The 26,389-nt window shown below is 70.0% G+C and carries 25 protein-coding genes; 17 read left to right on the top strand and 8 right to left on the bottom strand.

The window, feature by feature from the left end; all coding sequences use genetic code 11:
* The first annotated feature begins 129 nt into the window (after nt 1-129).
* From uxaC to A2790_RS17405, 5 genes are read left to right on the top strand one after another with little or no spacing between them, the layout of a single operon-like run.
* Nucleotides 130-1,578 (top strand): glucuronate isomerase, encoded by a 1,449-nt coding sequence (gene uxaC, locus A2790_RS17425; protein WP_293394093.1) that lies wholly within the window; start codon nt 130-132, stop codon nt 1,576-1,578.
* 13 nt (nt 1,579-1,591) lie between these two features.
* A complete protein-coding gene (gene kduI, locus A2790_RS17420) occupies nt 1,592-2,428 on the top strand; it encodes a 5-dehydro-4-deoxy-D-glucuronate isomerase (protein ID WP_293394090.1) in 837 nt (278 codons plus the stop codon).
* Complete coding sequence (kduD, locus tag A2790_RS17415) at nt 2,425-3,186, top strand: 2-dehydro-3-deoxy-D-gluconate 5-dehydrogenase KduD (protein WP_293394087.1); 762 nt, start codon at nt 2,425-2,427, stop codon at nt 3,184-3,186. The genes kduI and kduD overlap by 4 nt, the downstream gene beginning before the upstream one ends.
* 31 nt (nt 3,187-3,217) lie before the next feature.
* Nucleotides 3,218-3,889 (top strand): bifunctional 4-hydroxy-2-oxoglutarate aldolase/2-dehydro-3-deoxy-phosphogluconate aldolase, encoded by a 672-nt coding sequence (locus A2790_RS17410; RefSeq protein WP_293394084.1) that lies wholly within the window; start codon nt 3,218-3,220, stop codon nt 3,887-3,889.
* Nucleotides 3,889-4,959 (top strand): sugar kinase, encoded by a 1,071-nt coding sequence (locus A2790_RS17405; protein WP_293394081.1) that lies wholly within the window; start codon nt 3,889-3,891, stop codon nt 4,957-4,959. The genes A2790_RS17410 and A2790_RS17405 overlap by 1 nt, the downstream gene beginning before the upstream one ends.
* Before the next feature lie 4 nt (nt 4,960-4,963).
* On the opposite strand, the gene A2790_RS17400 is transcribed toward A2790_RS17405, so the two are convergent.
* Complete coding sequence (locus A2790_RS17400) at nt 4,964-6,481, bottom strand: carboxylesterase/lipase family protein (protein WP_293394135.1); 1,518 nt, start codon at nt 6,479-6,481, stop codon at nt 4,964-4,966.
* Nucleotides 6,482-6,624: 143 nt separating this feature from the next.
* Between A2790_RS17400 and A2790_RS17395 the strand changes: the two genes are divergently transcribed.
* Nucleotides 6,625-8,247 carry a pectate lyase gene (locus tag A2790_RS17395; protein ID WP_293394078.1) on the top strand — a complete coding sequence of 541 codons (1,623 nt, stop codon included), beginning with the start codon at nt 6,625-6,627 and terminating at the stop codon, nt 8,245-8,247.
* Nucleotides 8,248-8,257: 10 nt separating this feature from the next.
* Here A2790_RS17395 and A2790_RS17390 read toward each other — a convergent pair whose 3' ends face one another.
* A complete protein-coding gene (locus tag A2790_RS17390) occupies nt 8,258-9,220 on the bottom strand; it encodes an alpha/beta hydrolase (RefSeq protein WP_293394075.1) in 963 nt (320 codons plus the stop codon).
* 68 nt (nt 9,221-9,288) lie between these two features.
* Here A2790_RS17390 and A2790_RS17385 point away from each other — a divergent pair, with 68 nt between their 5' ends.
* The 3 genes from A2790_RS17385 to A2790_RS17375 are packed head-to-tail and all read left to right on the top strand — an operon-like array spanning nt 9,289 to nt 13,586.
* Nucleotides 9,289-10,254 carry a DUF885 family protein gene (locus A2790_RS17385; protein ID WP_293394072.1) on the top strand — a complete coding sequence of 322 codons (966 nt, stop codon included), beginning with the start codon at nt 9,289-9,291 and terminating at the stop codon, nt 10,252-10,254.
* The gene (ppc, locus tag A2790_RS17380) at nt 10,251-12,908 is read left to right on the top strand and encodes a phosphoenolpyruvate carboxylase (RefSeq protein WP_293394069.1); all 2,658 of its coding nucleotides are present in this window, start codon (nt 10,251-10,253) and stop codon (nt 12,906-12,908) included. Before A2790_RS17385 ends, ppc begins: the two co-directional genes overlap by 4 nt.
* A gap of 39 nt (nt 12,909-12,947) precedes the next feature.
* Complete coding sequence (locus tag A2790_RS17375) at nt 12,948-13,586, top strand: hypothetical protein (RefSeq protein WP_293394067.1); 639 nt, start codon at nt 12,948-12,950, stop codon at nt 13,584-13,586.
* On the opposite strand, the gene A2790_RS17370 is transcribed toward A2790_RS17375, so the two are convergent.
* A complete protein-coding gene (locus A2790_RS17370; protein ID WP_293394065.1) occupies nt 13,583-14,512 on the bottom strand; it encodes an aldo/keto reductase in 930 nt (309 codons plus the stop codon). The two genes, A2790_RS17375 and A2790_RS17370, sit on opposite strands and share 4 nt — an antisense overlap.
* A gap of 61 nt (nt 14,513-14,573) precedes the next feature.
* Here A2790_RS17370 and A2790_RS17365 point away from each other — a divergent pair, with 61 nt between their 5' ends.
* Together A2790_RS17365 and A2790_RS17360 are read left to right on the top strand one after the other, a co-directional pair.
* Nucleotides 14,574-15,383, top strand: coding sequence for an enoyl-CoA hydratase/isomerase family protein (locus tag A2790_RS17365; protein WP_293394063.1), 810 nt, complete (start codon nt 14,574-14,576; stop codon nt 15,381-15,383).
* Between the two features lie 77 nt (nt 15,384-15,460).
* Nucleotides 15,461-16,540: an alpha/beta hydrolase gene (locus tag A2790_RS17360; RefSeq protein ID WP_293394061.1), complete on the top strand. Its 1,080-nt coding sequence runs from the start codon at nt 15,461-15,463 to the stop codon at nt 16,538-16,540.
* A 21-nt stretch (nt 16,541-16,561) separates the two neighbouring features.
* Here A2790_RS17360 and A2790_RS17355 read toward each other — a convergent pair whose 3' ends face one another.
* The 5 genes from A2790_RS17355 to A2790_RS17335 form a co-directional block, all read right to left on the bottom strand.
* Nucleotides 16,562-17,326, bottom strand: coding sequence for an SDR family NAD(P)-dependent oxidoreductase (locus tag A2790_RS17355; protein ID WP_293394059.1), 765 nt, complete (start codon nt 17,324-17,326; stop codon nt 16,562-16,564).
* Nucleotides 17,323-18,051, bottom strand: coding sequence for an SDR family oxidoreductase (locus A2790_RS17350; RefSeq protein ID WP_293394057.1), 729 nt, complete (start codon nt 18,049-18,051; stop codon nt 17,323-17,325). The genes A2790_RS17355 and A2790_RS17350 overlap by 4 nt, the downstream gene beginning before the upstream one ends.
* Nucleotides 18,052-18,054: 3 nt before the next feature.
* Complete coding sequence (locus A2790_RS17345; protein ID WP_293394055.1) at nt 18,055-18,867, bottom strand: enoyl-CoA hydratase-related protein; 813 nt, start codon at nt 18,865-18,867, stop codon at nt 18,055-18,057.
* An 83-nt stretch (nt 18,868-18,950) separates the two neighbouring features.
* Entirely contained in the window at nt 18,951-19,334 is a 384-nt protein-coding gene (locus tag A2790_RS17340; RefSeq protein WP_293394053.1) for a nuclear transport factor 2 family protein, read from the bottom strand.
* 120 nt (nt 19,335-19,454) lie between these two features.
* Complete coding sequence (locus A2790_RS17335; RefSeq protein WP_293394051.1) at nt 19,455-20,048, bottom strand: TetR/AcrR family transcriptional regulator; 594 nt, start codon at nt 20,046-20,048, stop codon at nt 19,455-19,457.
* Between the two features lie 120 nt (nt 20,049-20,168).
* On the opposite strand from A2790_RS17335, the gene A2790_RS17330 reads away from it, so the two are divergent.
* The 6 genes from A2790_RS17330 (at nt 20,169) to A2790_RS17305 (ending at nt 26,350) form a co-directional block, all read left to right on the top strand.
* Nucleotides 20,169-21,134 carry an alpha/beta hydrolase gene (locus A2790_RS17330; RefSeq protein ID WP_293394049.1) on the top strand — a complete coding sequence of 322 codons (966 nt, stop codon included), beginning with the start codon at nt 20,169-20,171 and terminating at the stop codon, nt 21,132-21,134.
* A 2-nt stretch (nt 21,135-21,136) separates the two neighbouring features.
* The gene (locus tag A2790_RS17325; RefSeq protein ID WP_293394047.1) at nt 21,137-21,934 is read left to right on the top strand and encodes an enoyl-CoA hydratase/isomerase family protein; all 798 of its coding nucleotides are present in this window, start codon (nt 21,137-21,139) and stop codon (nt 21,932-21,934) included.
* A gap of 1 nt (nt 21,935) precedes the next feature.
* A complete protein-coding gene (locus A2790_RS17320) occupies nt 21,936-22,571 on the top strand; it encodes a glutathione S-transferase family protein (protein ID WP_293394045.1) in 636 nt (211 codons plus the stop codon).
* A complete protein-coding gene (locus tag A2790_RS17315; RefSeq protein WP_293394043.1) occupies nt 22,568-23,362 on the top strand; it encodes a glutathione S-transferase family protein in 795 nt (264 codons plus the stop codon). Before A2790_RS17320 ends, A2790_RS17315 begins: the two co-directional genes overlap by 4 nt.
* 73 nt (nt 23,363-23,435) lie before the next feature.
* A complete protein-coding gene (locus tag A2790_RS17310; protein WP_293394041.1) occupies nt 23,436-25,847 on the top strand; it encodes a M1 family metallopeptidase in 2,412 nt (803 codons plus the stop codon).
* Nucleotides 25,844-26,350, top strand: coding sequence for a DUF6702 family protein (locus A2790_RS17305; protein WP_293394039.1), 507 nt, complete (start codon nt 25,844-25,846; stop codon nt 26,348-26,350). Before A2790_RS17310 ends, A2790_RS17305 begins: the two co-directional genes overlap by 4 nt.
* The last annotated feature ends 39 nt before the right edge of the window (nt 26,351-26,389 follow it).

Raw genomic sequence — 26,389 nt, 5'->3', positions numbered from 1 at the left:
GTAACCGGTGTCAATTTGGTCCGGAGAAGACAATCGGCACAGGACGCGGTAGTCGGATACGGCGGGCGCAATTGGCTTGCGCGGCAGAATGACACCGGTTACCTACGCGCCAATAGGGAGGAACGGCCGATGACAAGGCCCCTGACGCTGAACCCGGACCGGCTGTTCCCTGCCGAGCCCGCCACCCGGGCCGTGGCGCAGCCCCTCTATGCGCAGGTCAAGGACCTGCCGATCATCAGCCCGCACGGCCATACCGATCCTGAGTGGTTTGCGGGCGATGCGCCGTTCGCCAACGCCACCGAACTGCTGCTGGCGCCCGACCACTACCTCTACCGGATGCTCTATTCGCAGGGCGTCGCGCTCGAGGACCTGGGCGTGCCGTCGCGCAAGGGGCCCAGCGGCGCCGATCCGCGCGCGGCTTGGCGGATCCTGGCGGCCAACATGCACCTGTTCCGCGGCACGCCCTCGTCCATGTGGCTCGACCACGTGTTCGCCGAGGTGTTCGGGTTCGACGTGCGCCTGAGCGCCGAGACCGCCGACCTCTATTTCGACCGCATCGGCGAGGCGCTGGCCACGCCGGCCTTCCGGCCGCGGGGGCTGTTCGAGCGGTTCAACATCGAGCTCCTGGCGACCACCGAGGCGCCGACCGATCCCCTGAAGCACCACAAGGCCATGCGCGCCTCGGGCTGGAAGGGGCGGGTGGTCACCGCCTATCGCCCCGATCCCGTGCTGGACCCCGAGCACGAGGACTTCACCGCAGAGATCCAGCGCTTCGGCGAGATCAGCGGGGAGGATGTGCAGTCCTGGAGGGGCTACCTGGCGGCCCATCGGGTCCGCCGGCAGGCGTTCATGGAGATGGGCGCCACCTCAACCGACCACGGCCATCCCACGGCCCAGACCGCCGACCTCTCGGAAGCCGAGGCCGAGGCCCTGTTCCGCAAGGTCCTCGGCGGGACGTTCACGCCGGCCGAGGCTGAGCTGTTCCGCGCCCAGATGCTGACCGAGATGGCGAAGATGAGCCTGGACGACGGGCTGGTCATGCAGATCCACCCCGGCAGCTTCCGCAACCACAACCGCGGGCTCCACGGCGCCTTCGGCCGCGACAAGGGCGCCGACATCCCGACGCGGACGGACTACGTCCGCGCGCTGAAGCCGCTGCTCGACCGGTTCGGCAACGACCCGCGGCTGTCGATCATCGTCTTCACCCTGGACGAGAGCGTCTATGCGCGAGAGCTGGCCCCGCTGGCCGGCCACTATCCGGTGCTGAAGCTGGGCCCCGCCTGGTGGTTCCACGACAGCCCGGAGGGCATGCGCCGGTTCCGCGAGCAGACCACCGAGACGGCGGGCTTCTACAACACGGTCGGCTTCAACGACGACACCCGGGCGTTCCTGTCGATCCCCGCACGCCACGACGTGGCCCGGCGGGTGGATGCGAGCTTCCTGGCGAAGCTGGTGGCCGAACACCGCCTGGACGAGGACGATGCGGCCGAGACCATCGTCGACCTGGCCTACAACCTGCCCAAGCGGGCTTACAAACTCGACGAGCCGGCGGCGGAACGCACGCCCGAGCTGGTCTGACGGGAGAGCGCAAGTGTTCAAACGCATCTATCACGCCACCCATCCGGACATGATGGAGGGCGTCGACAACGAGACCCTGCGTCAGCGCTACCTGGTCCAGGACCTGTTCGTCGCCGGCGAGGTGGTGCTGAACTATACCCACTACGAGCGCTTCGTGATCGGCGGCGCGGCCCCGGGTGCGGGCGCCCTCAGGCTGCCCGATCAGACCGAGCCTGAGAGCGCCAAGGGCCATCCGTTCCTGGAACGCCGCGAGATGGGCGTGATCAATGTCTCGGACGTGGCCGGCACGGTGACGGTGGACGGGACGGCCTATCCCCTGGCGCCAAAGGACTGCCTGTACGTGACCATGGGCGCCAAGAACGTGACCTTCGAAGGTGAAGGGGCGCGCTTCTACATCGTCTCCACCCCGGCCCACGCGGCGTTCGAGACCAAGAAGCTGGCCCTGGCCGACGCCGTCCCGCTGGAGCGCGGCGCGCTCGAGACCTCGAACGAGCGGACGATCTACCAGCTGGTGGTGCCGCAGACCTGCAAGTCGGCGCAGCTCTTGCTGGGCCTGACGATCCTCAACACCGGCAGCGTGTGGAACACCATGCCGCCGCACCTGCACGACCGCCGTAGCGAGATCTATTTCTACTTTGGCCTCGGCGAGAACGACCGGGTCTTCCATTTCATGGGCGAGCCGGACAATGCGCGCCACATCGTGATGGCCAACGAGGAGGCAGTGATGTCGCCGCCGTGGTCGATCCATATGGGCTCGGGCACCTCGAACTATGCCTTCATCTGGGCCATGGGCGGGGAGAACCTCGACTACACCGACATGAACGTCCTCGACATCTGCCAGCTGAAATGAGCGCGAACCCCTTCGATCTCACGGGGCAGGTGGCGCTGGTCACCGGCGCCAACACGGGCCTCGGCCAGGCGATCGCCGTCGGCATGGCGCAGGCGGGGGCCGACATCGTGGCCGTGGGCCGCAGCGCGCCCGACGAGACGGCCGAACTGGTGGCCCAGGCGGGGCGCAAGCTGCACGCGGTGGGCGCTGACCTGTCCACCACCGAGCCGATCGGCCGGGTCGTGTTCGAGGCCTATGCCGCGGCCGGCCGCCTGGACATCCTGGTCAACAACGCCGGCATCATCCGGCGGGCCGACAGCCTCGACTTTACGGAAGAGGACTGGGATGCGGTGATCGACACCAACCTCAAGACCGTCTTCTTCCTGAGCCAGGCGGTGGCCCGGCGCTGGGTGGCCGACGGCCGCGGCGGCAAGATCATCAATGTCGTCTCGATGCTCAGCTTCCAGGGCGGAATGCGGGTGCCCTCGTACACGGCCGCCAAGAGCGGGCTGGCGGGCGTCACCAAGACCCTCTGCAACGAGTGGGCGGCCAAGGGGATCAACGTCAACGGCCTGGCCCCCGGCTATTTCGCCACCAACAACACCGCGGCCCTGCAGGCCGACGAGACCCGCAACCAGCAGATCCTGGACCGGATTCCGGCCGGGCGCTGGGGGCAACCGGCCGACCTCGCCGGCGCGGCGGTCTTCCTCGCGAGCCGCGCAGCGGATTACATGCACGGCGCCATCGTCCCCGTGGACGGCGGCTGGCTGGCCCGCTGAGCCGGCTCCAAGCGTAGGGAAGGACCGCCCAATGGCCCGCGATCGCCTCGCCGTGCTGAACGCCATGATGGACCAGGGGGTGATCCCGGTCTTCTACCACCCGGACCCCGAGGTCTGCGTGCGGGTGATCCAGGCCTGCGCCAACGGCGGGGCCAAGTGCATCGAGTTCACCAACCGCGGCGATTTCGCCAGCCAGGTCTTCCTCGATGTGACGCGCCACTTCGCCAAGGCCGACCCCAGCGTGATCATGGGCGTGGGCTCGGTGGTGGATGCGCCGACGGCGGGGATCTACATCGCCAATGGCGCGAACTTCGTGGTGGGGCCGCTGCTGAACCCCGACGTGGCCAAGGTCTGCAACCGACGCATGATCCCCTATTCGCCGGGCTGCGGCACGGCCAGCGAGATCGGCCAGGCCCAGGAACTGGGCTGCGAGATCGTGAAGGTCTTCCCCGGCGGCTCGGTGGGCGGGCCGGAGTTCGTGAAGGCGGTGCTGGGCCCCATGCCCTGGACCAAGATCATGCCCACCGGCGGCGTCGACGTGGCTGAGGCCTCGCTGAGGCCCTGGTTCGACGCCGGCATCGTCGCCTGCGGCATGGGCTCGAACCTGATCACCAAGGCGCTGCTGGACGCCGGCGATTATGCGGGCATCGAGGCCCGGGTCCGCGACACGGTGCAACTCATCAAGACGATCCGGGGCAAGTGATGGCGGGCGGGGGGCTGACGATCCGGCCGGCGGCGGACTGCCGCTGGGACTGCGCGGCCCTCGGCGAGGTCATGCTGCGGTTCGACCCGGGCGAGGGGCGCGTGCGCAATGCGCGCAGCTTCCAGGTCTGGGAAGGCGGCGGCGAGTACAACGTGGCCCGCGCCATGCGCAAGGCGTTCGGCCTGCGGGCGACCGTGGTCACCGCCTTTCCGGACAATGACGTCGGGCGCCTGGCCGAGGACTTGATCCTGCAGGGCGGCGTCGACGTCAGCCACGTCATCTGGCGTGCGTACGACGGCGTCGGCCGCAACACCCGGGTCGGGTTCAATTTCACGGAACGCGGCTTTGGCCTGCGCCCGGCGCTAGGCGTCTCGGACCGGGGCTACTCCGCGGCCTCCCAGATCGCGCCGGGCGAGGTGGACTGGGACGGCCTGTTCGGGGCCGAGGGCGTTCGCTGGTTCCACACGGGGGGCATCTTCGCCGCCCTGGCGCCCCAGACGCCGCAGGTCGTGCTTGAGGCGGTCCGGTCCGCCCGCCGTCACGGGACGGTGGTGTCCTACGACCTCAACTATCGCGCCTCGCTTTGGAAGGCGCTGGGCGACCCGGCCGCGGTCCAGGCCCTGAACCGGGAGATCGCCGCCCAGGTGGACGTGATGTTCGGCGACCCGGCCGGCTTCAAGGCCTGCCTCGGCTACGACGCGCCGACCGACTTCCCGGCCTTCGCCGAGGCGGTGGCCGGCGAGTTCGGTTTCAAGGTCGTGGCCAGCACCCGGCGCACCGCCCAGTCGGCCAGCGCCAACGACTGGGGCGCGGTCCTGTGGATGGACGGGACGGTGGTGAGCTCGGAGACGCGCGCGAACCTCGATGTGTTCGACCGGGTGGGCGGCGGCGACGCCTTCGCCTCGGGCGTGGCCTATGCGCTGCTGCAGGGCAAGGGCGCCCAGGCGGCGGTCGACTACGGCGCGGCGCACGGGGCGCTGGCGATGACGACGCCGGGCGACGCCTCGATGGTCGACGTGCGCGAGATCGAGGCGGCGATCGGCGCCACCGGCGCCGCGGTCATCCGCTGAGGCCTCAGGTCCCCGCCTGGACGAACGGGACCTTCTCGAACAGCCGCCGCTCGGCGCCGCGCGGGTCGTCGACCAGCTTCGACGGCGTGTCGAACACCATCGTCTGCCGCCGCTTCAGGTCGTAGCGCGCCCACCGCGGGATGGCCCGGCAGTTGGGATCCCCGCTGCGGGCGAAGGCCAGGAAGGCCTCGCTCATCTGGTCGGCCATCGCCTGCGCCTGTTGGCCCTTGGCCGAGGCGCCGGGCTTGGCGAGGTTGTCGAACACCATCTGGATGTCGCTGGCGTGGGGCGCCCGCAGTCGTTCGCCGGCGGCGGGGAAGTCGAACTGGTAGACGAAGGCGGGCGTGCCGGCCCTGGCGCGCTCCTCCGCCTCGATGATCGCCGCGCGCCAGGATCGGGCGGCGGTGGTGGCGCTGAACAGGACATCGGAGGGGTTGTAGGTCGGGTAGAGCCGCCGATATTCGGCGATCACCGGCTCCGGCAGGATGTCGATCCGCATCGTCTCCTGGGTCAGCCGTCCGGGCAGTTCATCCCAGGTCACCGAGAAGTTCCGCGGATCGCCTCCCAGGAAGGCGCGGGTCTCGTCATGCGTGTTGCCGATGATCATCGGGATCTTCGCCGACTGGGCCGGGGCGTCGGGATAGAACGGGTGGCGCTTCAGGGAGCGCTCGTCCAGCACGGGCCCGAAGTACAGGCCGCCAAAGCCGAGGACGGGATCCTCGGCGGCCAGCGCCTCGACTAGGCGCTCGACGGGCAGGGTTCGCAGGGCGCCGGCCGCCTCGGGCTTCAGCTTCAGCGCGTCCAGATAGGCCAATGTGCGCCGGGTCGCGTTGCCGGGACCCGAGGCGGTGACCTGCTGGCCGCTCATGGTGGCGGCGCGGTGGAAGAGGCCGGCCGCCGTGGGGGTGGCCATCATGGTGGCGATCTTGGCCCCGCCGCCGGATTGGCCGAAGACCATCACCTTGCCCGGGTCGCCGCCGAACTCGGCGATGTTGTCGCGGACCCACCGCAGCGCCAGGATCAGGTCGAGCTGGCCGGCGTTGCCGCTGTCGGCAAGCTCGGGGACCAGGCGGGCGAGATAGGCGTAGCCGAAGGCGTTCAGGCGGTGGTTCACGGTCACCACCACCACGTCGCCGCGCCGGCACAGACGGACCCCGTCGTAGAGCGGCGACGAGCCCGAGCCGCTCGAATAGGCGCCGCCATGCAGATAGACCATCACCGGTCGCCGGCCGCCGTCGCGCAGGGCGGGGGTCCAGACGTTTAGGAACAGGCAGTCTTCGCTGACCGGCTCGCCGACGCGTCCCCGCTGGGGCGAGGCGGGGCCATAGGCGGTAGCGTTCGCGACCTCGGTCCAGGGCGCGGGGGCGACAGGAGGCTGGAAGCGGCGGGGGCCCGTGTCGGCGCCGTAGCGGATGCCGCGAAAGCCGATGACGCCGTCGTCCACATAACCTCTCACGGGGCCATGCCGGGTCGTGGCTACGGGCGAGGGCTGCGCCTGCGCGGCGCGGGGGCTCAGCGCCATCGCCGCCACACCGAGACCGGCCACGACCGCGCCGCGCCGGGTAAGCTCACCAACCATGGAATCCGCCCTGTTTGCGTGTTTTGAGCACTATGACACCGGTAGCAATCCGCGCTACATCCGTTTCAACGAGAGAGGAAACAGGCATGGTTCGGGGCGTATTGGCCGGGCTCGTCGGCGCTTTGGCCTTGGTTCTTTCGGGCGCCGCGTTCGCCCAGTCCCCGACGCCGGCCCCCAGCCGCGATCAGGCGCTGGCCGCCATGAAGACGGCCACCACCTTCATGGTCGAGAAAGTCGCCTACAACGGCGGCTACGTCTGGTCCTACACGCCCGACATGAAGCGCCGGTGGGGCGAGCTGGAGGCCAAGCCCACCATGATCTGGGTGCAGCCGCCCGGGACGGCGACCATGGGCCACCTGTTCCTCGACGCCTATCACGCCACCGGCGACGACTATTACTACCGCGCGGCGGAGAAAGCCGCCGAGGCGCTGATCTGGGGCCAGCACCCCAGCGGCGGCTGGCACTACATGATCGACTTCGGCGGCGAGGCCTCGATGAAGGACTGGTACGCCACCTATGGCCGCAACGCCTGGCGGATGGAGGAATTCCAGCACTACTGGGGCAACGCCACCTTCGACGACGCCGGCACGTCCGAGGCCATGCAGTTCCTGCTGCGGCTGTACGTCGAGAAGCGCGATCCGAAGTGGCGTCCGGCCCTCGAGAAGGCGGTCAACTTCGTGCTGGAGAGCCAGTACCCGATCGGCGGCTGGCCGCAGCGCTATCCGCTAAAGAACGAGTTCAGCCACCACGGAAAGCCGGACTACACCAGCTTCATCACCTTCAACGACGACGTGGCCGGCGAGAACATCAAGTTCCTGGTCATGGTCCACCACGCGCTGGGGGACGCGCGCGCGATGGACGCCGTGACCCGGGCGATGAACAGCTTCATCGTCACCCAGCAGGGTCAGCCCCAGCCGGGCTGGGGCCTGCAGTACACCGTCCCGGACCTCAAGCCCGTGGGCGCGCGCACCTACGAGCCGACGGCGCTGGCCACCCACACCACGGCGAACAACGTCAGCCAGCTGATGAGCTTCTACGAACTGACCGGCGACACCAAGTTCCTGGCCCGCGTGCCCGAGGCTCTGGACTGGCTGGACAAGGTGAAGCTGGCCAAGCCGCGGCCGGACGGCCGGACCCATCCCACCTACATCGAGATCGGCACGGACCGGCCGATCTACGTCCACCGCCGCGGCTCGAACGTCGCCAACGGCGAGTACTACTGGGACTACAGCGATCAGAAGACCCTGGCCCACTACGGCGCCTGGCGGAAGATTGACGTCGCCGGCCTGCGCGCCCGCTACGAGCGCCTGAAGCGGACGCGCCCCGAGGACGTGACCCGGGACTCGCCATTGATGGCCAAGGGCCTCGTGCCCCTGCCCAAGTACTTCGCCACGCGCGATTTGGAGACCTATGACCTGAACGTCCGCGCGCAGGGCGGGACCAAGGCGGTCGGCGGCGAGGCGGCCGGCAAGCTGATCGCCGGGCTGAACGCGGAGGGCTATTGGCCGACGCCCCTGGTCGCCACGAGCAATCCCTACACCGGCGCCGCGCCGCCGGCGAAGGCCGACGGGGACTATTCGACCACCCACGTGGGCGACGCGACCGACACCTCGCCGTACCCGACGGACAAGCCGGTCCTGGGGATCTCCACCGGGACCTACATCCAGAACATGACCACCCTGATCGACTATCTGGACCAGGCGCGCTGACGGCCCGGACTCAGGCCGTCTTGAGCCACCCCCGCCGCGCGGCCCAGGCCAGGAACAGGTCGGGCCAGCCATGGGCGGGCTTGCCACGCGCCAGATAGATCCCGAACCCGTGGCCGCCTTCCTCGAAGATGTGCGCCTCGGCCGGGACCTTGGCCGCGTGCAGGGCCGACAGGTAGTTCAGGCTGTTCTCCACCGGCACCGAAGCGTCGTCCGCCGCATGGATGAGGAAGGTCGGCGGGGTCCCGGCGGTGACCTGGCGGTGAGGCGAGTAGGCCGCCTCCGCCTGTGGCGACGGTGCGGCGCCCAGGAGCGCGGTCCGCGATCCGCCGTGGGCGTGAGGCAGGGACATGTCGATCACGGGATAGAGCAGGGCCGACAGGTCCGGCCGCGCCGACAGGCGGTCGGCTTCGTCGACCAAGGCATAGACCGCGCGGCCGTAGCCCGTGGCCAGGCTGGCCGCCAGATGGCCGCCCGCCGAACAGCCCAGGAAGGCGACGCGGGCCGGGTCGACCCCGTAGCGCGGCGCGGCGGCGCGGACCAGGCGGACGGCGCGCTGGGCGTCCTGGAGCGGGGTGTCGGAGGGGCTGGCCCACCCCTCGGCCGGCAGCCGGTAGCGCAGCACGAAGCTGGTCACCCCAGACTCCGCGAGGCGCCGGGCGATCTCGAACCCCTCCTTGTCGATCACCACCCGGATGTAGCCGCCGCCGGGTGCGATCACGCAGGCCGCGCCGTTGGGCCGGGCCGGCCGGAAGACGGTCAGCAGGGGCTCGCCGATGCCGGTGACGTAGCGGTCCCGGAACCCCGAGGTGGGCGTGCGGTCGGTGATGACCTCGCGGGGCAGGGCGGCCAGCGCGCCGGGCGGTCTACCGGGCCAGAGCTTGAGGGTCTCCGTGGGATCGGCGGCCTGGGCCAGCGCCGGCGTGGCGGCGGCCGTGGAGGCGAGGGCGAGGAGCGTTCGGCGGTCCAAATCCATAATGACACCGGTAGCATTCGTGTTTTCCGGGGGCTAGACACATCCCCATGTGGACTCGCCGATCCCTCTTGGCCTCCGCCGTCGCGCTGAAGTGCAGTCCTGCCGGCGCCGCCGACTATGCGCAGGCCCTGGCGGACGCCTGGGGCGCTCCGGTGGACCCGCGTATGGCTCACAACCACGCCCTCATCGAGATCCGACGGCTGCGGGCGCGGGCGGATCGGCTGCTTCGCGCCCAGGGGCTGGCGGGCGGGAGCGTGGCCGAGCGGATCCGCACACTCTTTGCAGACCAGCGCCATCTCTATGCCGACGGCGACGCGGGCCGCGACCGCGCCGTGGCCGACATGAACGCCCGGCTCGTCGCGCTGCGTCCCCGGCTGGCGCGGGCTTTCGGCGAGCTCGCGATCCCCGCCGCCGAGGTCCGCCGCATGTCGCCCGCCGACGAGGCCCAGGGCCGCGGCGGCTATCGCGAGCCCGCGGCCTACTTCGTCGACCTGAAGGCGATCCGCGAGCGGCCGGCGTGGACCCTGCCCAGCGTCGCCTTCCATGAGACCGTGCCGGGGCACGCGCTGCAGGTCGCGCTTCAGTCGCCGGATCTGGCCCGGCAGCGCTTTCTCAGCGTCTATTCCGAAGCCTGGGCGACCTATGCCGAACAACTCGCCGCCGACCTGGGCGCCTACGCCGGCGATCCCCTGGGCGAGATCGGCTACTTGCACTGGCGGCTGTTCCGGATGGCGCGGATCGTCGCCGACACCGGGCAGGGCGCCTTGGGTTGGAGCGCGGACCGGGCCGTGGAAGCCATGACCGAGTTGCAGGGGCGGTCGATCGCCTTCACCACCATCGAGGCGGACGTGGCGCGGATGCGGCGGCAGCCGGGCGTCTATGCCGCGCAGGGACTGGGCGCCCTGGAGATCGCGCGCCTGCGGCCGAAGCGCATGGCCGCCTGGCCGGCCTTCCACCGGGCGATCCTGGCTGACGGCCCCTATCCCTGCGCTATGCTGCGCGCCGTGGTGCGTTCGAAGGAGCTGGGCCGATGATGGACATGAAGGTCGCCCCGGTCCCGGAAGCCGCCGCCGGCGCGGCGGTTCACTACCTCGAGGACCTGTTCGAGGAGGTCATCCGCTACCTGGACGGCGAGGACGCTGCCGCCCTGGTCAAGCGCGCGCGCGAGGTCGCCCGGCAGGACGATGAGGAGGCGCTGGAGGCGCTGTTCTCGACCCTGCGGCCGGACCAGGCGGTCTATCTGGCCCGCGCCTTCACCTGCGCCTCGCTACTGTCGAACCTGGGCGAGGACGTGGTCGGCCGCCGCCGCTCGGTGGAGGCGGAGATGGAGGCGGGTGAACTGCCTCACACGCTCACCGACGCCGCCCAGCGTCTGGGCCCGAAGGCTGCGGCGCGGATCGTCCCGCGGATGGCCGTGGCGCCGGTGCTCACCGCCCACCCCACGGAAGTCCGCCGCCGGGCGGTGGTGGAACGGGAGGCCGAGATCGCGCGGCTGATGTCCCTGCGCACCCATCACCTTCTGCCGCCTATCGAGAAGCGGCTGCGCGAGGACCTGTTCCGCGAGCTGGCGCTGCTGTGGAAGGCGCGGATGCACCGGCCGGACCGGATCAGCCCGGCGGACGAGATCCGCAATTCCCTGGCCATCGTCCGGCGGTCCATCCTGCCGGCCCTCTCCGAGCTCTATGAGGGCTGGAGCGAGCAGTTCGAGATGGCAACGCCCCTGACCCTCGGATCGTGGCTGGGCGGCGACCGCGATGGCCATCCCGGCGTGACCGGCGAGACCCTGAAGCTCGCAATGCGCTCGCAGGCGCGCCTGATCCTCAACCACTATTCGGACGAGGTACGCCGGCTCTGGTTCGACCTCGCCGTCAGCGTCGACCTGACCCCGGCCAGCGCCGGCGTGCTGGCCCTGGCCGAGGCCTCGCCGCACGCGGGCCGCGACGACGCCCATCGCAAGGACGAGCCCTATCGGCTGGCGCTCCAGGAGGTCTGGGACCGGCTGTCCGCCACCGCCAACCGCCTGGCGGGCGGATCATGGCCGACCACCTCGCCGCACTATGAGGCGTCGGCGGACTTCGTGGCGGACCTGGAGACGATCCGCCAATCCATCCGCACCCACATGGGCGAGCGGGTCGTGGGCGCGCGCCTGCGGACCCTGATCGCGGTGGCGCGGGCCTGTGGCTTCCACCTGCTGTCCATCGACCTGCGCCAGAACGCCGACGTCCACGAGCGGATGATCCACGAGCTGTACGTTCGGGCCGGCGTCAACATCGACTACCTGGGCTCGGACGAGGCCGAGCGGGTGCGCGTGCTGACCAAGGAGCTCAGCCACGACCGTCCGCTGCGCTCGCCGTTCCTGGACTACAGCGACGAGACCATGCGCGAGCTGGGCGTCCTGGACGCCGCCGCCGAGGTGGTCCGCCTCTACGGCGAGAAGGCGCTGGGCGCCTACATCATCTCCAAGACCGCGACGCTCTCCGACGTGCTGGAGCCGCTGGTGCTGCTGAAGCAGGCCGGCCTGGTGCAGGGCGGCGACAAGGGCCGCAGCGCCATCCGGGTCGCCCCCTTGCTGGAGACCATCGGCGACCTGGAGCACGGACCCGTGCTGCTGAAGGAGTGGCTGTCGCTGAGCCTGCCGCCCGAGATGTTCGGCGAGCCGAAGTGGCGCGAGGTGATGCTGGGCTATTCCGACAGCAACAAGGACGGCGGCTACGTCGCCTCGCGCTACAACGTCACCAAGGCCGCGGCCGTGCTGGCGGCCCAGGCGCGGACCCAGGGCGTCGACCTCTGGTACTTCCACGGTCGCGGCGGCTCGGTGGGACGCGGAGGCGGGCCGGCCGCGCAGGCGGTGATGGCCCAGCCGACCGGAACGGTGAAGGGCCGGTTGCGCCTGACCGAGCAGGGCGAGATGATCTCCCGCCGGTTCGGGGACGAGCCCACCGCGCGGCGGAACCTGGACAGCCTGGTCGCCGCCGTCGCCATGGCCAGCGCCCGATCCGCTGACGATGCGGAGGCCGGCTCGGAGCGGCTGGAGGCGCTCAGCCACGCCTCGTTCGAGGCCTATCGCGAGCTGGTCTACGACACGGCCGGCTTCGAGGACTTCTTCTGGGGAGCCACCCCCATCGCCGAGATCGTCGGGCTGAACATCGGCAGCCGGCCCGCCTCGCGCACCGCCAGCCGCCGGATCGAGGACCTGCGGGCAATCCCCTGGGTGTTCTCCTGGTCTCAGGCGCGCTTCATGCTGCCGGCCTGGTACGGCTTCGCCGGCGGGGCGGCCAAGGCGGGCATGTCGGCGGACGACCTCCGCGCGCTGGCCGACGACAACCTCTTCGCCTCGATGATCTCCAACATGGAGGTGGCCCTGGCCCAGTCCGACATGGCGATCGCCGCCAAATACGCCGCCCTGCATCCGGGTGCGGCCGGCAAGGCGATCTTCGAGCGGATCCGGGCCGAGCATGAGGCGGCCTGCGAACTGGTGCTGGCGATCCGCGGCGGGACCCGCCTGCTGGACAACCACCCGCAGATGGCCGAGTCGGTGGCGCTCGCCGCCGAGGTGGTGGATCCGCTGAACCACTTGCAGCTCGAACTGCTTGCGCGCCGCCGCGCCGGGGACGACGACCCGCAGCTGAAGCTGGCGATCCAGCTGACGGTGGCTGGCGTCGCGTCCGGCCTCAGGAACACCGGCTAGTCGCCACACCGGCGCCGCGATGCTAGGCGAACCAGCGCCATGCGAACGCTTGCCCTTGCCCTGATCCTGACGGTCCCCGCTGCCGCGGCCACGGCCGAACCGCTGCAGGAGGCGCGCTCGGCAACGTCGGCCTGCCTTGCCGCGGTGATCGACAATGCGCCGGTGGAGGACATCGACGGCGACGACGTCACCATCCGCCGCGGCAAGGACCCGGTGAGCTGCACCGTGCGGGTGACAGCGGGCGAGCCCGTTCAGATCCAGGATGCGGTGCAGGCGGCCATCAAGCGTCGGCCCGAACTGCTGGTCCCGGCCAAGACGCGCTGGGAGGCCGGCAGCTGGGCGTTCCGCGAGACTTGGTGCAACCTGCCGGGCCGCCGGGCGCTGGCCGTGTTCGTCAGCACCAACAAGCCGGGCCACCAGCCGGTGCTGACCGCCACCGTGTTCGAGACGCCGAAGCGTGACGAGCGCTGCGATCGCGACCTGGGCGTGCAGGCGGTGGCGGTGAACGACCCGCCGCCCGCCGAGGCCGCTCCGCCGCCCACGGCGTCGAACGCGCAGGGCCATGCGACCGCGCCGGTCGAAACGGCCGCCGCGGCGGCTCCGGCCGAGACTGCCAAGCCGAAGAAGAAGCAGAGCTGGCTGCGGAAAATCCCGGGGCTGGCGCGCCCCGAGAACTAGGCGGCGGCCACGGCCTCCACGATCCGGCGCCGTTGCGCCGCGTCAGGAAGCGGTCCGGTCGCGGCGCCCAGGTTGTCCAGCACGTAGCATGGGTTCCGCGTGCCCGGGATGGCGCAGGTCACCGCGGGATTGGCCAGCACGTACTTCAGCAGCACCTGGGCCCAGCTGGTCGCCCCGATCTCGGCGGCCCAGCCCGGCAGCGGCAGCCGGCGCACGCGCCCAAACAGGTCGCCGCCGGCGAAGGGGCGGTTGATCAGCACGGCCAAGCCCCGCTCCGCGGCCAGGGGCAGGATCCGCGCCTCGGACGACCGCTCGGCCACCGAGGCGTTGATCTGGATGAAGTCGAGCTCGTGCCGGCGCATGGCGGCTTCCAGGGCGTCGTAGGCGCTCTCGTCGTAGTGGGTGACGCCCACGTACCGGATCGTCCCGGCCGCCTTGGCCGCGCGCAGGGTCGGCATGTGCACCTCGAGATCGAGCAGGTTGTGCACCTGCATCAGGTCGATGACCGGCGCCCGCAGCTTGTCGTGTGACGCGGCGATCTGGGCCTCACCCGCCGCGCGTCCCCGGGTCCAGACCTTGGTCGCGAGGAACAGATCCGGCCGCAGCCCGCGCTCGGCGGCCAGGGCGCCGATGGCCGCCTCGGCGCGGCCGTACATGGGCGAGGAGTCCACCACCCTGCCGCCGGCGCGGGCGAAGGCGGCCAGCGCCTCGCCGGCCTGGTCCCAGTCAGGGCCGCCGGTCGCCACGTCGAACGCCTGCCAGGTGCCGAGGCCGACGACGGGCAGCGCTTCGCCCGAGGCGGGGACCTTGCGCGTCAGCAGCGGCTTGGTCGGCATCTTCGGCTCCTGCGCCTCGGCGTGTGCGCGACCGCAGCCGGCCACGGCGAGGGCCGCGGCCGAGACGATCTCGCGTCGGTTCCAGCGCATGGGGGCTACCGCCGGACGGCGGCTCCGTTCCAAGATGGCGCAAATCCTGGGGGAAGCGACGATGGGCGACAAGCTGTTCGACACCGATTGGCGGACGATCCGCGTGCAGCGGCGAGAGGCGATGGTCGAGGTGGCCCTGGCGCGGCCCGGGGCCCGTAACGCGCTGAACGGCGAACTGATGGAGGAATTGACCGAGGCGGCGGCGCTGCTGCGGCTGCGCACCGACGTGCGCGCCGTGATCCTGACGGGGGCGGACAGCTATTTCTCGGCCGGGGCTGACCTGTCGGCCAGCCAGGCGCGGACGGCGCTGCCGCTCATCGAGAGCCGCCGCGCCGTCATGGCCGGTCCCGACATGTGCCGGGCCTGGCGCGAGATCGAGGCGGTGACCATCGCAGCCGTCGAGGGCTATTGCATCGGCGGCGGGGCGGCGCTGGCGCTGTCGTGCGACTTCCGGGTGATGGGCGAGGGCGCCTACCTACGCCTGCCGGAGGTTCCGCTGGGCATGAACATGAGCTGGCGCAGCATCCCCGGGATCGTCGCCCTCGTGGGTCCGTCGCGGGCCAAGCAGTTCGTGATGTTCGGTGAGACGGTCGATGCGGCCAGATGCCTGGATTGGGGCTTCGCCGACGAGGCCGTCGCCGCGGGTGAGGCGCTCACGGCCGCCCGCCGGTGGGCCGAAAAGGTCGCGGTCCTGCCGCCGATCCCCGTCCGGATGACCAAGGAGGCGGTGAACGCGGTGGCCGGCGCCACGGCGCAGGCGTCCATCTACATGGACCGCGACCAGTTCCTCCTTGCCACCTCCACCCAGGATTACCGGGAGGGCGTGGCGGCCTTCCGCGAGAAACGGCCGGGCAGGTTCACGGGCGGCTAGACGCCCGGGGCGACGCACCCGAATCTTGGCGCGCCCGTCGTTGGAGTCTGCCGTCCGTGGTTCTTGTCCCCGTTTTCATGGCCGCCGCTGTCGCCGCCACCCCGCCCTCGGCGCCGGACACCTATGCGCCGGGCCGGGCCGCCATCGCGGACCATCACAAGCTGGTGTCCCCCAAGGCGGTGCAGGAGCGCTTCGAGGTCGAGCTGAACGGGACGAAACAGGCGGTCAGCGTCCGCGGCGCCGATCGCGACAACCCCATCCTGCTTTGGGTTCACGGCGGGCCGGCCGCGCCGGAGACGCCCACAGCCTGGATGTGGCAGCGGCCCTGGGAGGACTTCTTCACGGTCGTGCAATGGGACCAGCGGGGGTCGGGGCGGTCGTATCAGCTCAACGATCCGGAGGCCCTTAAACCGACCCTGAAGCCGGAGACCTATGTCGAGGACGCCGTCGCGCTGATCGAGCACCTGAAGGCGCGCTACGGCAAGCGCAAGGTGATCCTGCTGGGCCACAGCTGGGGCTCGGTGGTGGGCCTGAAGGTGGCCGCGCAGCGTCCAGACCTGCTCCATGCCTATGTCGGGATGGGCCAGGTCATCAGCTTCCGGGAGAACGAGCGCGTGGGCTACGCCTGGTCGCTGGAGCAGGCGCGGAAGGACGGCAACGCCGAGGCCGTCCGTGAACTGGAGGCCATCGCGCCCTATCCCGGCGACGGCCCGCTGGACGTGGCGAAGATGACCACCCAGCGGAAGTGGTCGGTCCACTACGGGGGCCTGGCCATGCATCGCAAGGACGCCGACTTCTACTTCCGCGCCCGGCGGCTGTCGCCCGAGTACACGCCGGAAGAGCGGGTCGCGATCGGGGCCGGCAGCGAGCTCACCATCGGGACCATGTTCCCCACGCTGGCGACCACCAGCATGGCGGAGATCGGGCGACTCAACGTCCCCGTCTACATGCTGCTGGGCCGGGGCGACTACACCACGCCCTCGACCATCACCGCGGCGTGGATGAAAGCGCTGAAGGCTCCGCGCAAACAGGTCTTCTGGTTCGAGAACTCGGCGCACCTGCCCATGGTCGAGGAGCCGGGCCTGGTGCTGCGCGCCGTGGTCGCGCACGTCCGGCCCGAGGCGGTGCGTGCGGGCGACGGGCCGAAGCTGGATTGACGCGCGGCCGAGGGCTGGGCCTCAGGCGTTGCGGGCCATCAGGCCTCCGTCGACGGGTATCGTCGTCCCGGTGATGAAGGACGCCGCCGGCAGGCACAGGCTTAGCGTCATATGGGCTACTTCTTCCGGCCGGCCGTAGCGGCGCAGCGCCGTGCGGCGGCGGGCATAGGCCTGCTTGTCCTCTTCGGAAATCGCCTCGGTCATGCCGGTCAGGATCGGGCCGGGGCAGATGCAGTTGACCGTGATCCCTTCCGGCCCGAGCTCCACGGCGAGCGCGCGGGTCAGGCCGGTGACCCCCGCCTTGGCGGCGGCGTACGGGCTGTCGCGGCTGGTGGCGCCCAGGGCCTCGGTGGAGGCGATGTTGACGATGCGGGGGGCGTGCGACTTGCGCAGATGGGGCAGGGCGGCGCGGATCAGCCGCTGCTGCGCGGTCAGCAGGATCGCCAGGGACCGTGTCCAGATCGCGTCGTAGCCCTCGGAATCGATGGGCGAAAACGCGGAGATCCCGGCGTTGTTGACCAGGATGTCCAGGCCGCCGAACCGCTTCGCTACGGCCTCGACGGTCAAGGCGATGGCGGCGGCGTCCGCCACGTCGAGGGTCCAGGCCTCGGCGCTGTAGCCGCGGTGGACCAGGTCGTCAGCGACCTCACGCACGCTCTCGGCGGCGATGTCGGTGCAGGCGACATGCGCGCCCTCCGCGGCGAACACCTCGGCGGTGGCCCGGCCCATGCCCGAGGCCGCGCCGGTGACGAGGACGACGGAGCCCGCGACGGAACGGCTGGTCATAGCGAAAGGCCTCCATCGACGATCAGGGTCTGGCCGACCACGTAGCCGGCCAGCGGCGAGGCCAGCAGCAGGGCGGCGCCGGCCATGTCCTGAGGCGTGCCCATGCGGCCCAGAGGGATCGAGCGCAGGGCCCCTTCGAGCCGCTCGGGGTGTTCGGTGGTCACCTTGGTCAGCTTGGTGTCCACCAAGCCGGGCGCGAGGCCGACGACCCGGATGCCTTCCGGCGCCCACGCCTCGCCGAGGGTCTTGGTCAGGCTGACCGCGCCGGCCTTGGAGGCGGCGTAGGCGGGATTGCCCCGGTTGGAGGTATAGCCGGACACCGAGCTGACGATGATGATCACGCCCTTGCGCGCGGCCAGCGTCGACCGGAACTTCCGCGCGCAGTCCATCAGGCTGTCGAGGTTCACGGCCATCACCCGGTCCCAGCCCGCGGGCTCGAACTCGGCTCTGCGGTACTGGACCGTGCCCTGGCAGAGGACCAGAACGTCCAGGGGCTCGATCGCCGGGGCGGCGGCGATCTCCTCGCGCACGCCGACGTCGACCTTGGCGTAGCCCAGGCCCTCCAGATCGGAGCCTTCGATCCCGTCGTAGTCGGCCGCCGAGGGCCGCGTGCCCCAGACATGCACCTGAGCGCCCCGCTGGCGGAAGCCGTGGGCCACGCCGTTGCCGATGCCGCTGGAGCCGCCCACCACGAGGACGGTCTTGCCGGTGAAGTCGAGGTCCATGCCTTAGCGCCCCTGGAAGACCGGCTGGCGCTTCTCAAGGAAGCTGGCGACGCCTTCCCGGTGGTCTTCGGTCTGCATCAGGAGGCGGATCTTCTCTATGGCCCAGGCCCCGATCTCTCGCGGGTCGCCGTAGGCGAAACGGCTGAGACCTGCCTTAAGGTGACGCACGGCCAGGGGCGGGTTGGCGGCGATCCGGCCGGCCAGGTTGCGGGCGGCGGGCAGCAGCGCCTCATGGGCCGTCACCTGGCTGACCAAGCCGATACGCAAGGCCTCGGCGGCGTCGAACACATCGCCTGTGAACAGCAGCTCGGCGGCCTTGGCCGGGCCGACGACGGCGGGCAGACGGTAGAAGCCGCCTACGTCGCAGACCAGGCCGCGCTTGACGAACAGCTCGCCGAACTTCGCCTTCTCGGACGCGAGGCGGATGTCGGCGAACAGCGCCAGTTCCATGCCCCAGCCGACGGCCGCCCCGTTCACAGCGGCGATCACCGGCTTGTCGCACTCGAGCGCGGCGATGGCCGCTGGCGTGGCCTGATAGGTGACGGGCAGCGAGCGCTTCGACACCGGCTTGGGCCCGGCCATGATCTCGCCGACGTCGTCGCCTGAGCAGAAGGCGGGGTCGGCCCCGGTCACGATCACGCAGCGGACCTCGTCGTCCGCCGCGCTCAGCCGAAACGCCTGCTCAAGCTCGTCATAGGCTTGGTAATTCAGGGCGTTGCGCCGCTCCGGGCGATCCAGCGCGACGGTGGCGACATGGTCATCCAGCGTGCAGCGGACGTGCGCGAAACCGGCGCTCTTCTCGGTCAGCGAGACCATGGGCGCTCCTCCCTTGCCGGCCGACTGTTCGTCCGGGGGAGGGCAAGGTCAACGGTGACGCCCCGTCACCGCCGACCACCACGTCAGGCGAGACCGGCGCCCGCGAGCGCCGCCTGGGCCTCGGCCGGGTCCAGGAAGACTTCCTTGCGCGTGACTTCGCCCGCCGCGTTCACGTCCACGACGTCCACCATCTTCACGCGGGCCTTCTTGTCGGCGGACCCCAGAACCATGGTGTAGTCGAAGACCCAGCGGCCATCGCCAAACAGCGTGCGATGGGCGGGCTCGAACGCCAGGCCAGGATACGTCTCGAACAGACCCTCCACGTGGCGGCGGATGTTCTCGCGGCCAACGACGGCAGGCGAGCCGTCGTGCAGAAGGAATACGGAATCGATCGAGTGCAGGCTGGCGATGCGGGCCGCGTCTCTCGTCTCCCATCCCACGTGGTAGCGGTCGAAAGCTGCTTTCATCGCGGCTTGGGCGGAAGGGACTTGAAGGGTCGCCGTCGACATGGGGGTGCTCCGTCTGGGGAACGCCATGTTGCATACTCGCAGTATGCAAGGCAACTTGCAGACCCGAAGTATGCAACACTAGTTGCTTGCAGCCAGGCCTGCGAGGAGTGACTCGATAGTGCGCCCATAGCGCTCCACGACCGGCTCCGGGTCGGCGGCGCTGCCGCTGGCGAGGGCGGCCTCCATGATCGCGCCCATGATCACGCGGGTCGCCGCCTCAGTCTGCTCGGCGTCTGCAGCCGGCCCCAGCAGGTAGGCGACACCAGCCCTGACGCGCCCGGCGAAGTGCCGGTCGTCGGTCTCGCGCCAGCGCTGCCATCCCATCACCGAGGGGCCATCCGCGAGCAGGAGCCTGCGGATCCGAGGGTCGTTCGCCAGGCGCAGATAGGCCACCGCCCCTGTCGCGATGGATCGCGGCGAGGGTGGTCCCCGCGATCCTGCCGCCAGCTCGTCGAGCCGCGCGGCGATCGTGGCCTGCACCTCGTCGATCAGGTGTTCGAACAGATCCTGCTTGGAGGCGAAGTGGTGGTAGCAGGCGCCCTTCGTCAGGCCGGCCGCCGCCGCGATCATATCGATGCTGACGGCCTCGTAGCCCTGCGTCGCGAACAGCTCGCGCGCGGTGTCGAGGATCCGCCGAATGGTCGCGGCGCTACGGTCTGCCTGTCGAGCCATGCTGAACCATGCATCGGGTCGCCGCCGCGCCGGGTCAAGCTGCGTCTGATCCTGCCGCACGGTCAGCCTTGCCAGCGTCCGACGGCCGGGGAACATGGGTCAAACGATACGGGGAAACGCATGCCGGAATTCCGCACCATCGACACCGGTCGGGCAAAGCTACGCGCCGCCGTCGAAGGAGAGGGGCCGCTGGTCGTCATGGTCCACGGCTTCCCCGAGAGCTGGTATTCCTGGCGTCACCAGATCGGTCCCGTCGCAGCGGCCGGCTACCAGGTAGCCGCGATCGACGTACGCGGCTATGGCGGCTCGGATAAACCCAAGCGCGTTGACGCCTACTCGATGCAGGAGCTCACCGCCGACGTGGCCGGCGTGGTTGAAGCGCTGGCGCCGGGCCAAAAGACGATCCTGATCGGCCACGACTGGGGGGCGCCCATTGTCTGGAACACCGCGCTGACCCGTCCGGACGTGATCTCCGCGGTTGCGGGCCTGTCGGTGCCCTACACGGGCGTGCCGACCCGGCCGTTCACCGAGATTTTCACCGAGCTGTTCACCAGCAAGGGCCACTTCTTCTACCAGGCCTGGTTCCAAGAGGTGGGGCCGCCGGAGGCCGAGGCGGAGGCGGACGTCCGCGACTTCCTGCGCAAGTTCTACTACGGCATCGCGGGCGAGGCGCCCGACGGCTCGTGGCCGCAGAAGAAGCACGGCGCGAGCATGCTGGAGGGCATGACCGACCCCGAAGTGTTCCCGGCCTGGATGAGCGCCGAAGACCTCGATTACTACGTCGGCGAGTTCAAGCGGTCGGGCTTTTTCGGTCCCATCAGCCGCTACCGGAACCACGAGCGCGACTTCGAATGGCTGCAGGCCTTCAAGGATCGCAAGATCGAGCAGCCCAGCCTGCTGATCGGCGGGGATCGTGATCCGGCGTTCAATGGCTTCGGCCGCATCCCCGATCCGTCGGCGCTGATGCGCATGCACGTGACGGACCTGCGGGGCGCCCACGTGCTGCCGGGCGTCGGGCACTGGACCCAGCAGGAGCGGCCCGCCGAGGTCAACGCACTCCTGCTCGACTGGCTGAAAGGGCTCTGAACATGGCCGATCTGGAACTGCGCCAGGAAGGTGAGGTGGTCTGGGCGACCATGAACCGGCCCGACCGCCTGAACGCGCTGAGCCGTAACCTGGTGACCGAGCTGCGCGAGTTCTTCGTCGGCCTCTACTGGCGCCGCGACGTGCGGGTGGTGGTGCTGCAGGGGGCGGGGAACGCTTTCTGCGCCGGCCTCGATCTGAAAGAGCGGGGCGATCCGCAAGGCTCGCGCTCGATCGGCGCCGGCCTGACCCGCCAGCGGGAGATCAGCGAGATCGTCATCGCCATGCGGCGCTGCCCGCAGCCCATCGTGGCCTGCGTGAACGGGGCGGCGGCCGGCGGCGGCTTTGCCCTGGCCCTGGCGTCCGACGTGCGGATCGCGACGCCGAAGACGCGCATGAACGCCGCCTTCATCCGCATCGGGCTGTCCGCCTGCGACATCGGCGTGAGCTACTTCCTGCCGCGAATGGTCGGCTCATCCGTGGCGGCCGAGTACATGCTGACGGGTCGCTTCATCGACGCCGAGCGGGCCTATCAGCTGGGCCTCGTCAGCCGGATCGTCGAACCCGAACAGTTGGAGGCGGAGGCCAGAGGGTTCGTGGACGACATGCTGCACGCCACGCCGCTAGGCCTGCGCCTGACCAAGGAGGCGCTGAACCACGCCATCGACGCCCAGGGGCTGGAGGCGGCCATCGCCATGGAGGACCGCAACCAGATCCTGGCCAGCTCGGACGGCGACTTCCAGGAGGGCGTGCAGGCGTTCCTGGAGAAGCGACGGCCGAACTACGCGCAGCGGGAAAGCTAGGATGATCGAGCTTTGGCATTGTCCGGACGCCCGGTCGTTCCGGCCGCTGTGGGCGCTGGAAGAGCTGGGGCTGCCCTACGAGCTGCACCTGTTGCCGTTCCCGCCACGCGTGCGACAGCCGGAATACCTGGAGGTCAATCCGCTGGGAACCATTCCGGCGATGAAGGACGGCGAGACCTTCATGACCGAGAGCGCGGCGATCGTGCAGTACCTGGTCACCCGCTACGGCCCCAGCGATCTGGCCGTGCCGGCGGACGATCCGGCCTATGGCGCCTGGCTCAACTGGCTGCACTTCGGCGAGGCGACCCTGACCTTTCCGCAGACGCTGGTGCTCCGCTACCGCCAGTTCGAACCGGGCCAGGCCGAGGTGGTCGCCGACGACTATGCGAAGTGGTTCCTGAGCCGCCTCCGGCACGTGGATCGCGCCCTAGAAACGAGCGACTGGCTCTGCGCCGGGCGCTTCACGGCCGCTGATATTTCCGTGGGTTATGCGCTGTTGCTCGCGCATTCGCTGAAGCTGGACGACAGGATCTCGCCCGCGACCAAGGCCTATTGGCAGCGCCTCAAGTCGCGGCCGGCGTTCCTGGCGGCGAAGGCGGCGCAGAAGATGGATCTTTCGGAGGCGCTGTCGTCGTGATCACGCTCTACGACCACCCGTTCTCGCCCTACGCCCAGAAGGTCAAGATCTCACTCCGCGAGAAGGGCTTGGCGTTCGAGGCGCCGACGCCGGGCGGGCTCGGGGCGGGCGGCGCGCAGGGTGCGTTCGTGGAGGCCAGCCCCCGGGCCGAGGTGCCCGCGCTGGTGGACGGCGACGTCCGGATCTTCGATTCAACCATCATCCTGGAGTACCTCGACGACGCGTATCCGGAGCCGGCGATGCGTCCGGCGTCGGCCGCCGAGCGCGCGCGGGTGCGGATGCTGGAAGAGGTGATGGACACTCACTTCGAGGCCATCAACTGGGGGCTCTCCGAGATCCGTTGGTTCCGCCGCGCGGAAGGTGAGGCGGCAGAGGCGCTCATCGCTGCGGCCCGGGCGCAGACGGACGGCTTCTACGCCTGGCTGGAGAAGGAACTCGCCGACCGTGAGTGGTTCAACGGCGAGGCGTTCGGCTGGGGCGATCTGTCGGTGGTTCCCTATCTCAACGGCTCGGTCGGCCACGGCCATCCGCCGCCGGACGGCTCGAAGCTGGCGGCCTGGCTGGCGCGGGCAAATGCCCGGCCGTCGGTGGCGGCCTGCGTCGCCGACATCGCCGCGCTCAACGCGGCCGGCGTCTCCATGACTGACGTGGCCGAGCTGGTGGAGCGGGGGCTCTTCAGGCGCGAGTATCGCGACCATCGCCTGGAATGGATGATCAAGTCAGGCGGCGTGGAGGTGGTGCTGAAGGGACTTGACCGCGGAAACATCCGTTTCGCGCCGCCGTTCGGCTGAAGGCCTCCGACCGCTTGCCAGCGGGCCGGTTTTGCCCGAATGCACGTCCAGTAGCCGGGGGCGTGACAGGTCGATGAACAGGTTCGTTGTTTGGGTGTGCGCGGGCCTCGTGGGCGCGCTGGCGGCTTCGGCCGCGATGGCTGATCCGGTCCGGCAGACCAAGGCCCCGTTCCAGGACGCCTTCCGTCAGCTGGAAGGCGAGGAGTGGCCGACCCCCAACGACTATCGCACCGCGAGCGGCGCGCCCGGCCACCGCTACTGGCAGCAGAAGGTCGACTATCGGATCCAGGCCCGCCTGGACGAGGCGACCAAGACGGTCACCGGCAAGGCGACGATCACCTACAAGAACAATTCGCCGGATCGGCTGACCTATCTGTGGCTGCTGCTGGACCAGAACATCTTCCGGCGGGACAGCATCGCCGAGCGCACGGCGACGGTCGGCTCCGCGGACGAGGTCAGTCTCGCGGCCCTGCGGCGGATCCAGATGTTCAAGGACTGGGAGGGCGGCTTCAAGCTGACCTCGGTGAAGGACGGCAGCGGCCGGACCATCCCCCACAAGGTGGTGGACAGCCTGATGCGGCTGGACCTGGCCCAGCCCCTGGCCTCGGGCGCCTCCACGACCTTCACGATCGAATGGTCCTACCGGATGGTCGAGACCAAGGTGGTGGGCAGCCGCGACGGCTATGAGTGCTTCACCAAGCCGGACGAGGACGGCAACTGCCTGTTCCTGGGCGCCCAGTGGTTCCCACGACTGGCGCGCTACACCGACTACGAGGGCTGGCATAACAAGGCCTTCTTGGGCGCCGGCGAGTTCACCCTGGAATTCGGCGACTACGAGGTGGCCCTGACGGTGCCGAACGACCACGTGGTGGCGGCCACCGGCGACCTGACCAACCCGGGCGCGGTGCTTACCGCCGCCCAGCGCCAGCGCCTGGAGCAGGCTCGCACCGCGAAGGAGCCGGTCTATATCGTCACCCCGCCCGAGGCGCTGGCCGCCGAAGGCCGCAAGCCCACGGGCGAGAAGACCTGGGTGTTCCAGGCCGACAACGTGCGCGACTTCGCCTGGGCCTCGAGCCGCAAGTTCGTGTGGGACGCCATGGGCGTGCGCCAGGACAGCGCCGAGCGGCCGCTGGTCATGGCCATGAGCTTCTATCCGAAGGAGGCGCGGCCGCTATGGGACGCCTGGTCGACCAAGGCGATCGCGCACACGCTGGACACCTACAACGACTTCGCGTTCCCCTATCCGTACTCAAAGGCCCAGTCGATCAACGGCATCAACGGCGGCATGGAGTACCCGATGATGACCTTCAACGGGCCGCGCCCGACGAAGGACAAGAAGACCGGGGACCTGACCTATACCGAGCGCACCAAGGCCGGGCTGATCGGCGTCATCATCCACGAGATCGGGCACACCTACTTCCCGATGATCGTCAATTCCGACGAGCGCCAGTGGACCTGGATGGACGAGGGCTTGAACACCTTCCTGGAGTTCCAGGCCGAGAAGCGCTGGTCCAAGGACTTCCCGGCCTACGACGGCGAGCCGCGGCACATCGTCGAATACATGGTCAGCCAGAACCAGGTGCCGGTGATGACCCAGTCGGACTCGCTGCTGCAGTTCGGCCCGAACGCCTATTCCAAGCCCGCCACGGCCCTGGTCATCCTGCGCGAGACCGTGCTGGGGCGGGAGCTGTTCGACAAGGCGTTCAAGGATTACGCCACTCGCTGGCGGTTCAAGGGGCCGACGCCCTACGACTTCTTCCGCACCATGGAGGAGAGCAGCGGGGTCGACCTCGACTGGTTCTGGCGCGGCTGGTTCTATTCCACCGACCACGTGGACATCGCCCTGGACGGGGTGACGGCCGGCAAGGTGGAGCCCGCGGACGCCGAGGCCCGCGCCAAGGCGCGGCGCGAGCGGGTCGCCGCCGAGCCGCCCAGCCTGACCGAGAGCCGCAACACCGAGCCCACCTATGCCGAGCGCGACCCGAAGGTCCGCGACTACTACGACACCATCAACCGGAACGACGCGACCGCGGCCCAGCGCAAGAAGGCCAAGGAAGCCGACGAGGACCTGACGCCGCAGGAGCGTGTGGCCCGGAACCAGACCGACACCTTCTACCGCTTCCGCTTCCGCAACGTTGGCGGCCTGGTGATGCCGGTGATCCTGAAGCTGGACTTCACCGACGGCAGCACCGAGACGGTTCGCATCCCGGCCGAGATCTGGCGGCGCAACAGCAAGCAGGTCACCTGGCAGTACGTCACCGCCAAGACCCTGAAGCGCGCGGAGCTGGACCCGCTTTGGGAGACGGCTGATGCGGACCGGGACAACAACCTGTTCGAGGGTTCGGGCGTCGACAAGATCCTGAAGCTGTCGCCGTCCCGCCCGGACGACGAGAACAAGCTGAAGGACAACGAGCTGCGCGTCGCGCCCGACAGCCTGGCGCCGCTGCCCGCGACGAAGCCCAAGACGGCGGACGCACCGAAGTGAGGCGGCTGCTCGCCGTCGGCGTCGCCGCCTTGCTGGCGCTGCCGGGCGCGGCCGCCGCGCACCGGGGCCATGCCTCGCTGAGCGTGGTGGAGATCGACGCCGCCACCGGCGCGGTGACGATCACGCACCGGATGGCCGCGCACGACGTGGAGCCGGCGCTGGCGGTGATCGCGCCCGACGCCCAGCAGAGCCTGGACGACGCCGACGCCCTCAAGGCGCTGGAGGTCTATGCCGGGCGGGTGTTCAGGCTGTGGGACGCCGAGGGCCGGGCCGTCAGGCTCCAGCATCGCCGCACGAACCTGGCCGGCGACAGCGTGGAGCTGGTCTATGCGGCGCAGTTGCCGGCGCCGGTGCAGGCGGTGACGGTGGACTCCGGGCTTCTGGAGGAGGCGCACGCCGACCAGGAGAACCAGGTCAACGTCCGGCGGAGCAAGGTCACCCGAACCGTGCTGTTCCGGGTCGGCGATGCGCCCCAGCAGGTGGTTTTCGAAGGCGGTCGCTGACCGCGGCTGCAAGGCTCCGGTCGCCCGGCAAGGTTTCCC

This window comes from Phenylobacterium sp. RIFCSPHIGHO2_01_FULL_69_31 (assembly GCF_001824475.1).
Taxonomy (GTDB): Bacteria; Pseudomonadota; Alphaproteobacteria; order Caulobacterales; family Caulobacteraceae; genus Phenylobacterium.
This window is presented reverse-complemented; position numbering and strand designations above follow the sequence as displayed.

Coding starts and splice junctions, on each gene's coding strand:
- uxaC (WP_293394093.1), top strand. CDS start 130: ATGACAAGGCCCCTGACGCTGAACCCGGACCGGCTGTTCCCTGCCGAG.
- kduD (WP_293394087.1), top strand. CDS start 2,425: ATGAGCGCGAACCCCTTCGATCTCACGGGGCAGGTGGCGCTGGTCACC.
- A2790_RS17410 (WP_293394084.1), top strand. CDS start 3,218: ATGGCCCGCGATCGCCTCGCCGTGCTGAACGCCATGATGGACCAGGGG.
- A2790_RS17405 (WP_293394081.1), top strand. CDS start 3,889: ATGGCGGGCGGGGGGCTGACGATCCGGCCGGCGGCGGACTGCCGCTGG.
- A2790_RS17400 (WP_293394135.1), bottom strand. CDS start 6,481: ATGGCGCTGAGCCCCCGCGCCGCGCAGGCGCAGCCCTCGCCCGTAGCC.
- A2790_RS17395 (WP_293394078.1), top strand. CDS start 6,625: ATGGTTCGGGGCGTATTGGCCGGGCTCGTCGGCGCTTTGGCCTTGGTT.
- A2790_RS17390 (WP_293394075.1), bottom strand. CDS start 9,220: ATGGATTTGGACCGCCGAACGCTCCTCGCCCTCGCCTCCACGGCCGCC.
- ppc (WP_293394069.1), top strand. CDS start 10,251: ATGATGGACATGAAGGTCGCCCCGGTCCCGGAAGCCGCCGCCGGCGCG.
- A2790_RS17375 (WP_293394067.1), top strand. CDS start 12,948: ATGCGAACGCTTGCCCTTGCCCTGATCCTGACGGTCCCCGCTGCCGCG.
- A2790_RS17370 (WP_293394065.1), bottom strand. CDS start 14,512: ATGCGCTGGAACCGACGCGAGATCGTCTCGGCCGCGGCCCTCGCCGTG.
- A2790_RS17365 (WP_293394063.1), top strand. CDS start 14,574: ATGGGCGACAAGCTGTTCGACACCGATTGGCGGACGATCCGCGTGCAG.
- A2790_RS17360 (WP_293394061.1), top strand. CDS start 15,461: ATGGCCGCCGCTGTCGCCGCCACCCCGCCCTCGGCGCCGGACACCTAT.
- A2790_RS17355 (WP_293394059.1), bottom strand. CDS start 17,326: ATGACCAGCCGTTCCGTCGCGGGCTCCGTCGTCCTCGTCACCGGCGCG.
- A2790_RS17350 (WP_293394057.1), bottom strand. CDS start 18,051: ATGGACCTCGACTTCACCGGCAAGACCGTCCTCGTGGTGGGCGGCTCC.
- A2790_RS17345 (WP_293394055.1), bottom strand. CDS start 18,867: ATGGTCTCGCTGACCGAGAAGAGCGCCGGTTTCGCGCACGTCCGCTGC.
- A2790_RS17340 (WP_293394053.1), bottom strand. CDS start 19,334: ATGAAAGCAGCTTTCGACCGCTACCACGTGGGATGGGAGACGAGAGAC.
- A2790_RS17335 (WP_293394051.1), bottom strand. CDS start 20,048: ATGGCTCGACAGGCAGACCGTAGCGCCGCGACCATTCGGCGGATCCTC.
- A2790_RS17330 (WP_293394049.1), top strand. CDS start 20,169: ATGCCGGAATTCCGCACCATCGACACCGGTCGGGCAAAGCTACGCGCC.
- A2790_RS17325 (WP_293394047.1), top strand. CDS start 21,137: ATGGCCGATCTGGAACTGCGCCAGGAAGGTGAGGTGGTCTGGGCGACC.
- A2790_RS17320 (WP_293394045.1), top strand. CDS start 21,936: ATGATCGAGCTTTGGCATTGTCCGGACGCCCGGTCGTTCCGGCCGCTG.
- A2790_RS17310 (WP_293394041.1), top strand. CDS start 23,436: ATGAACAGGTTCGTTGTTTGGGTGTGCGCGGGCCTCGTGGGCGCGCTG.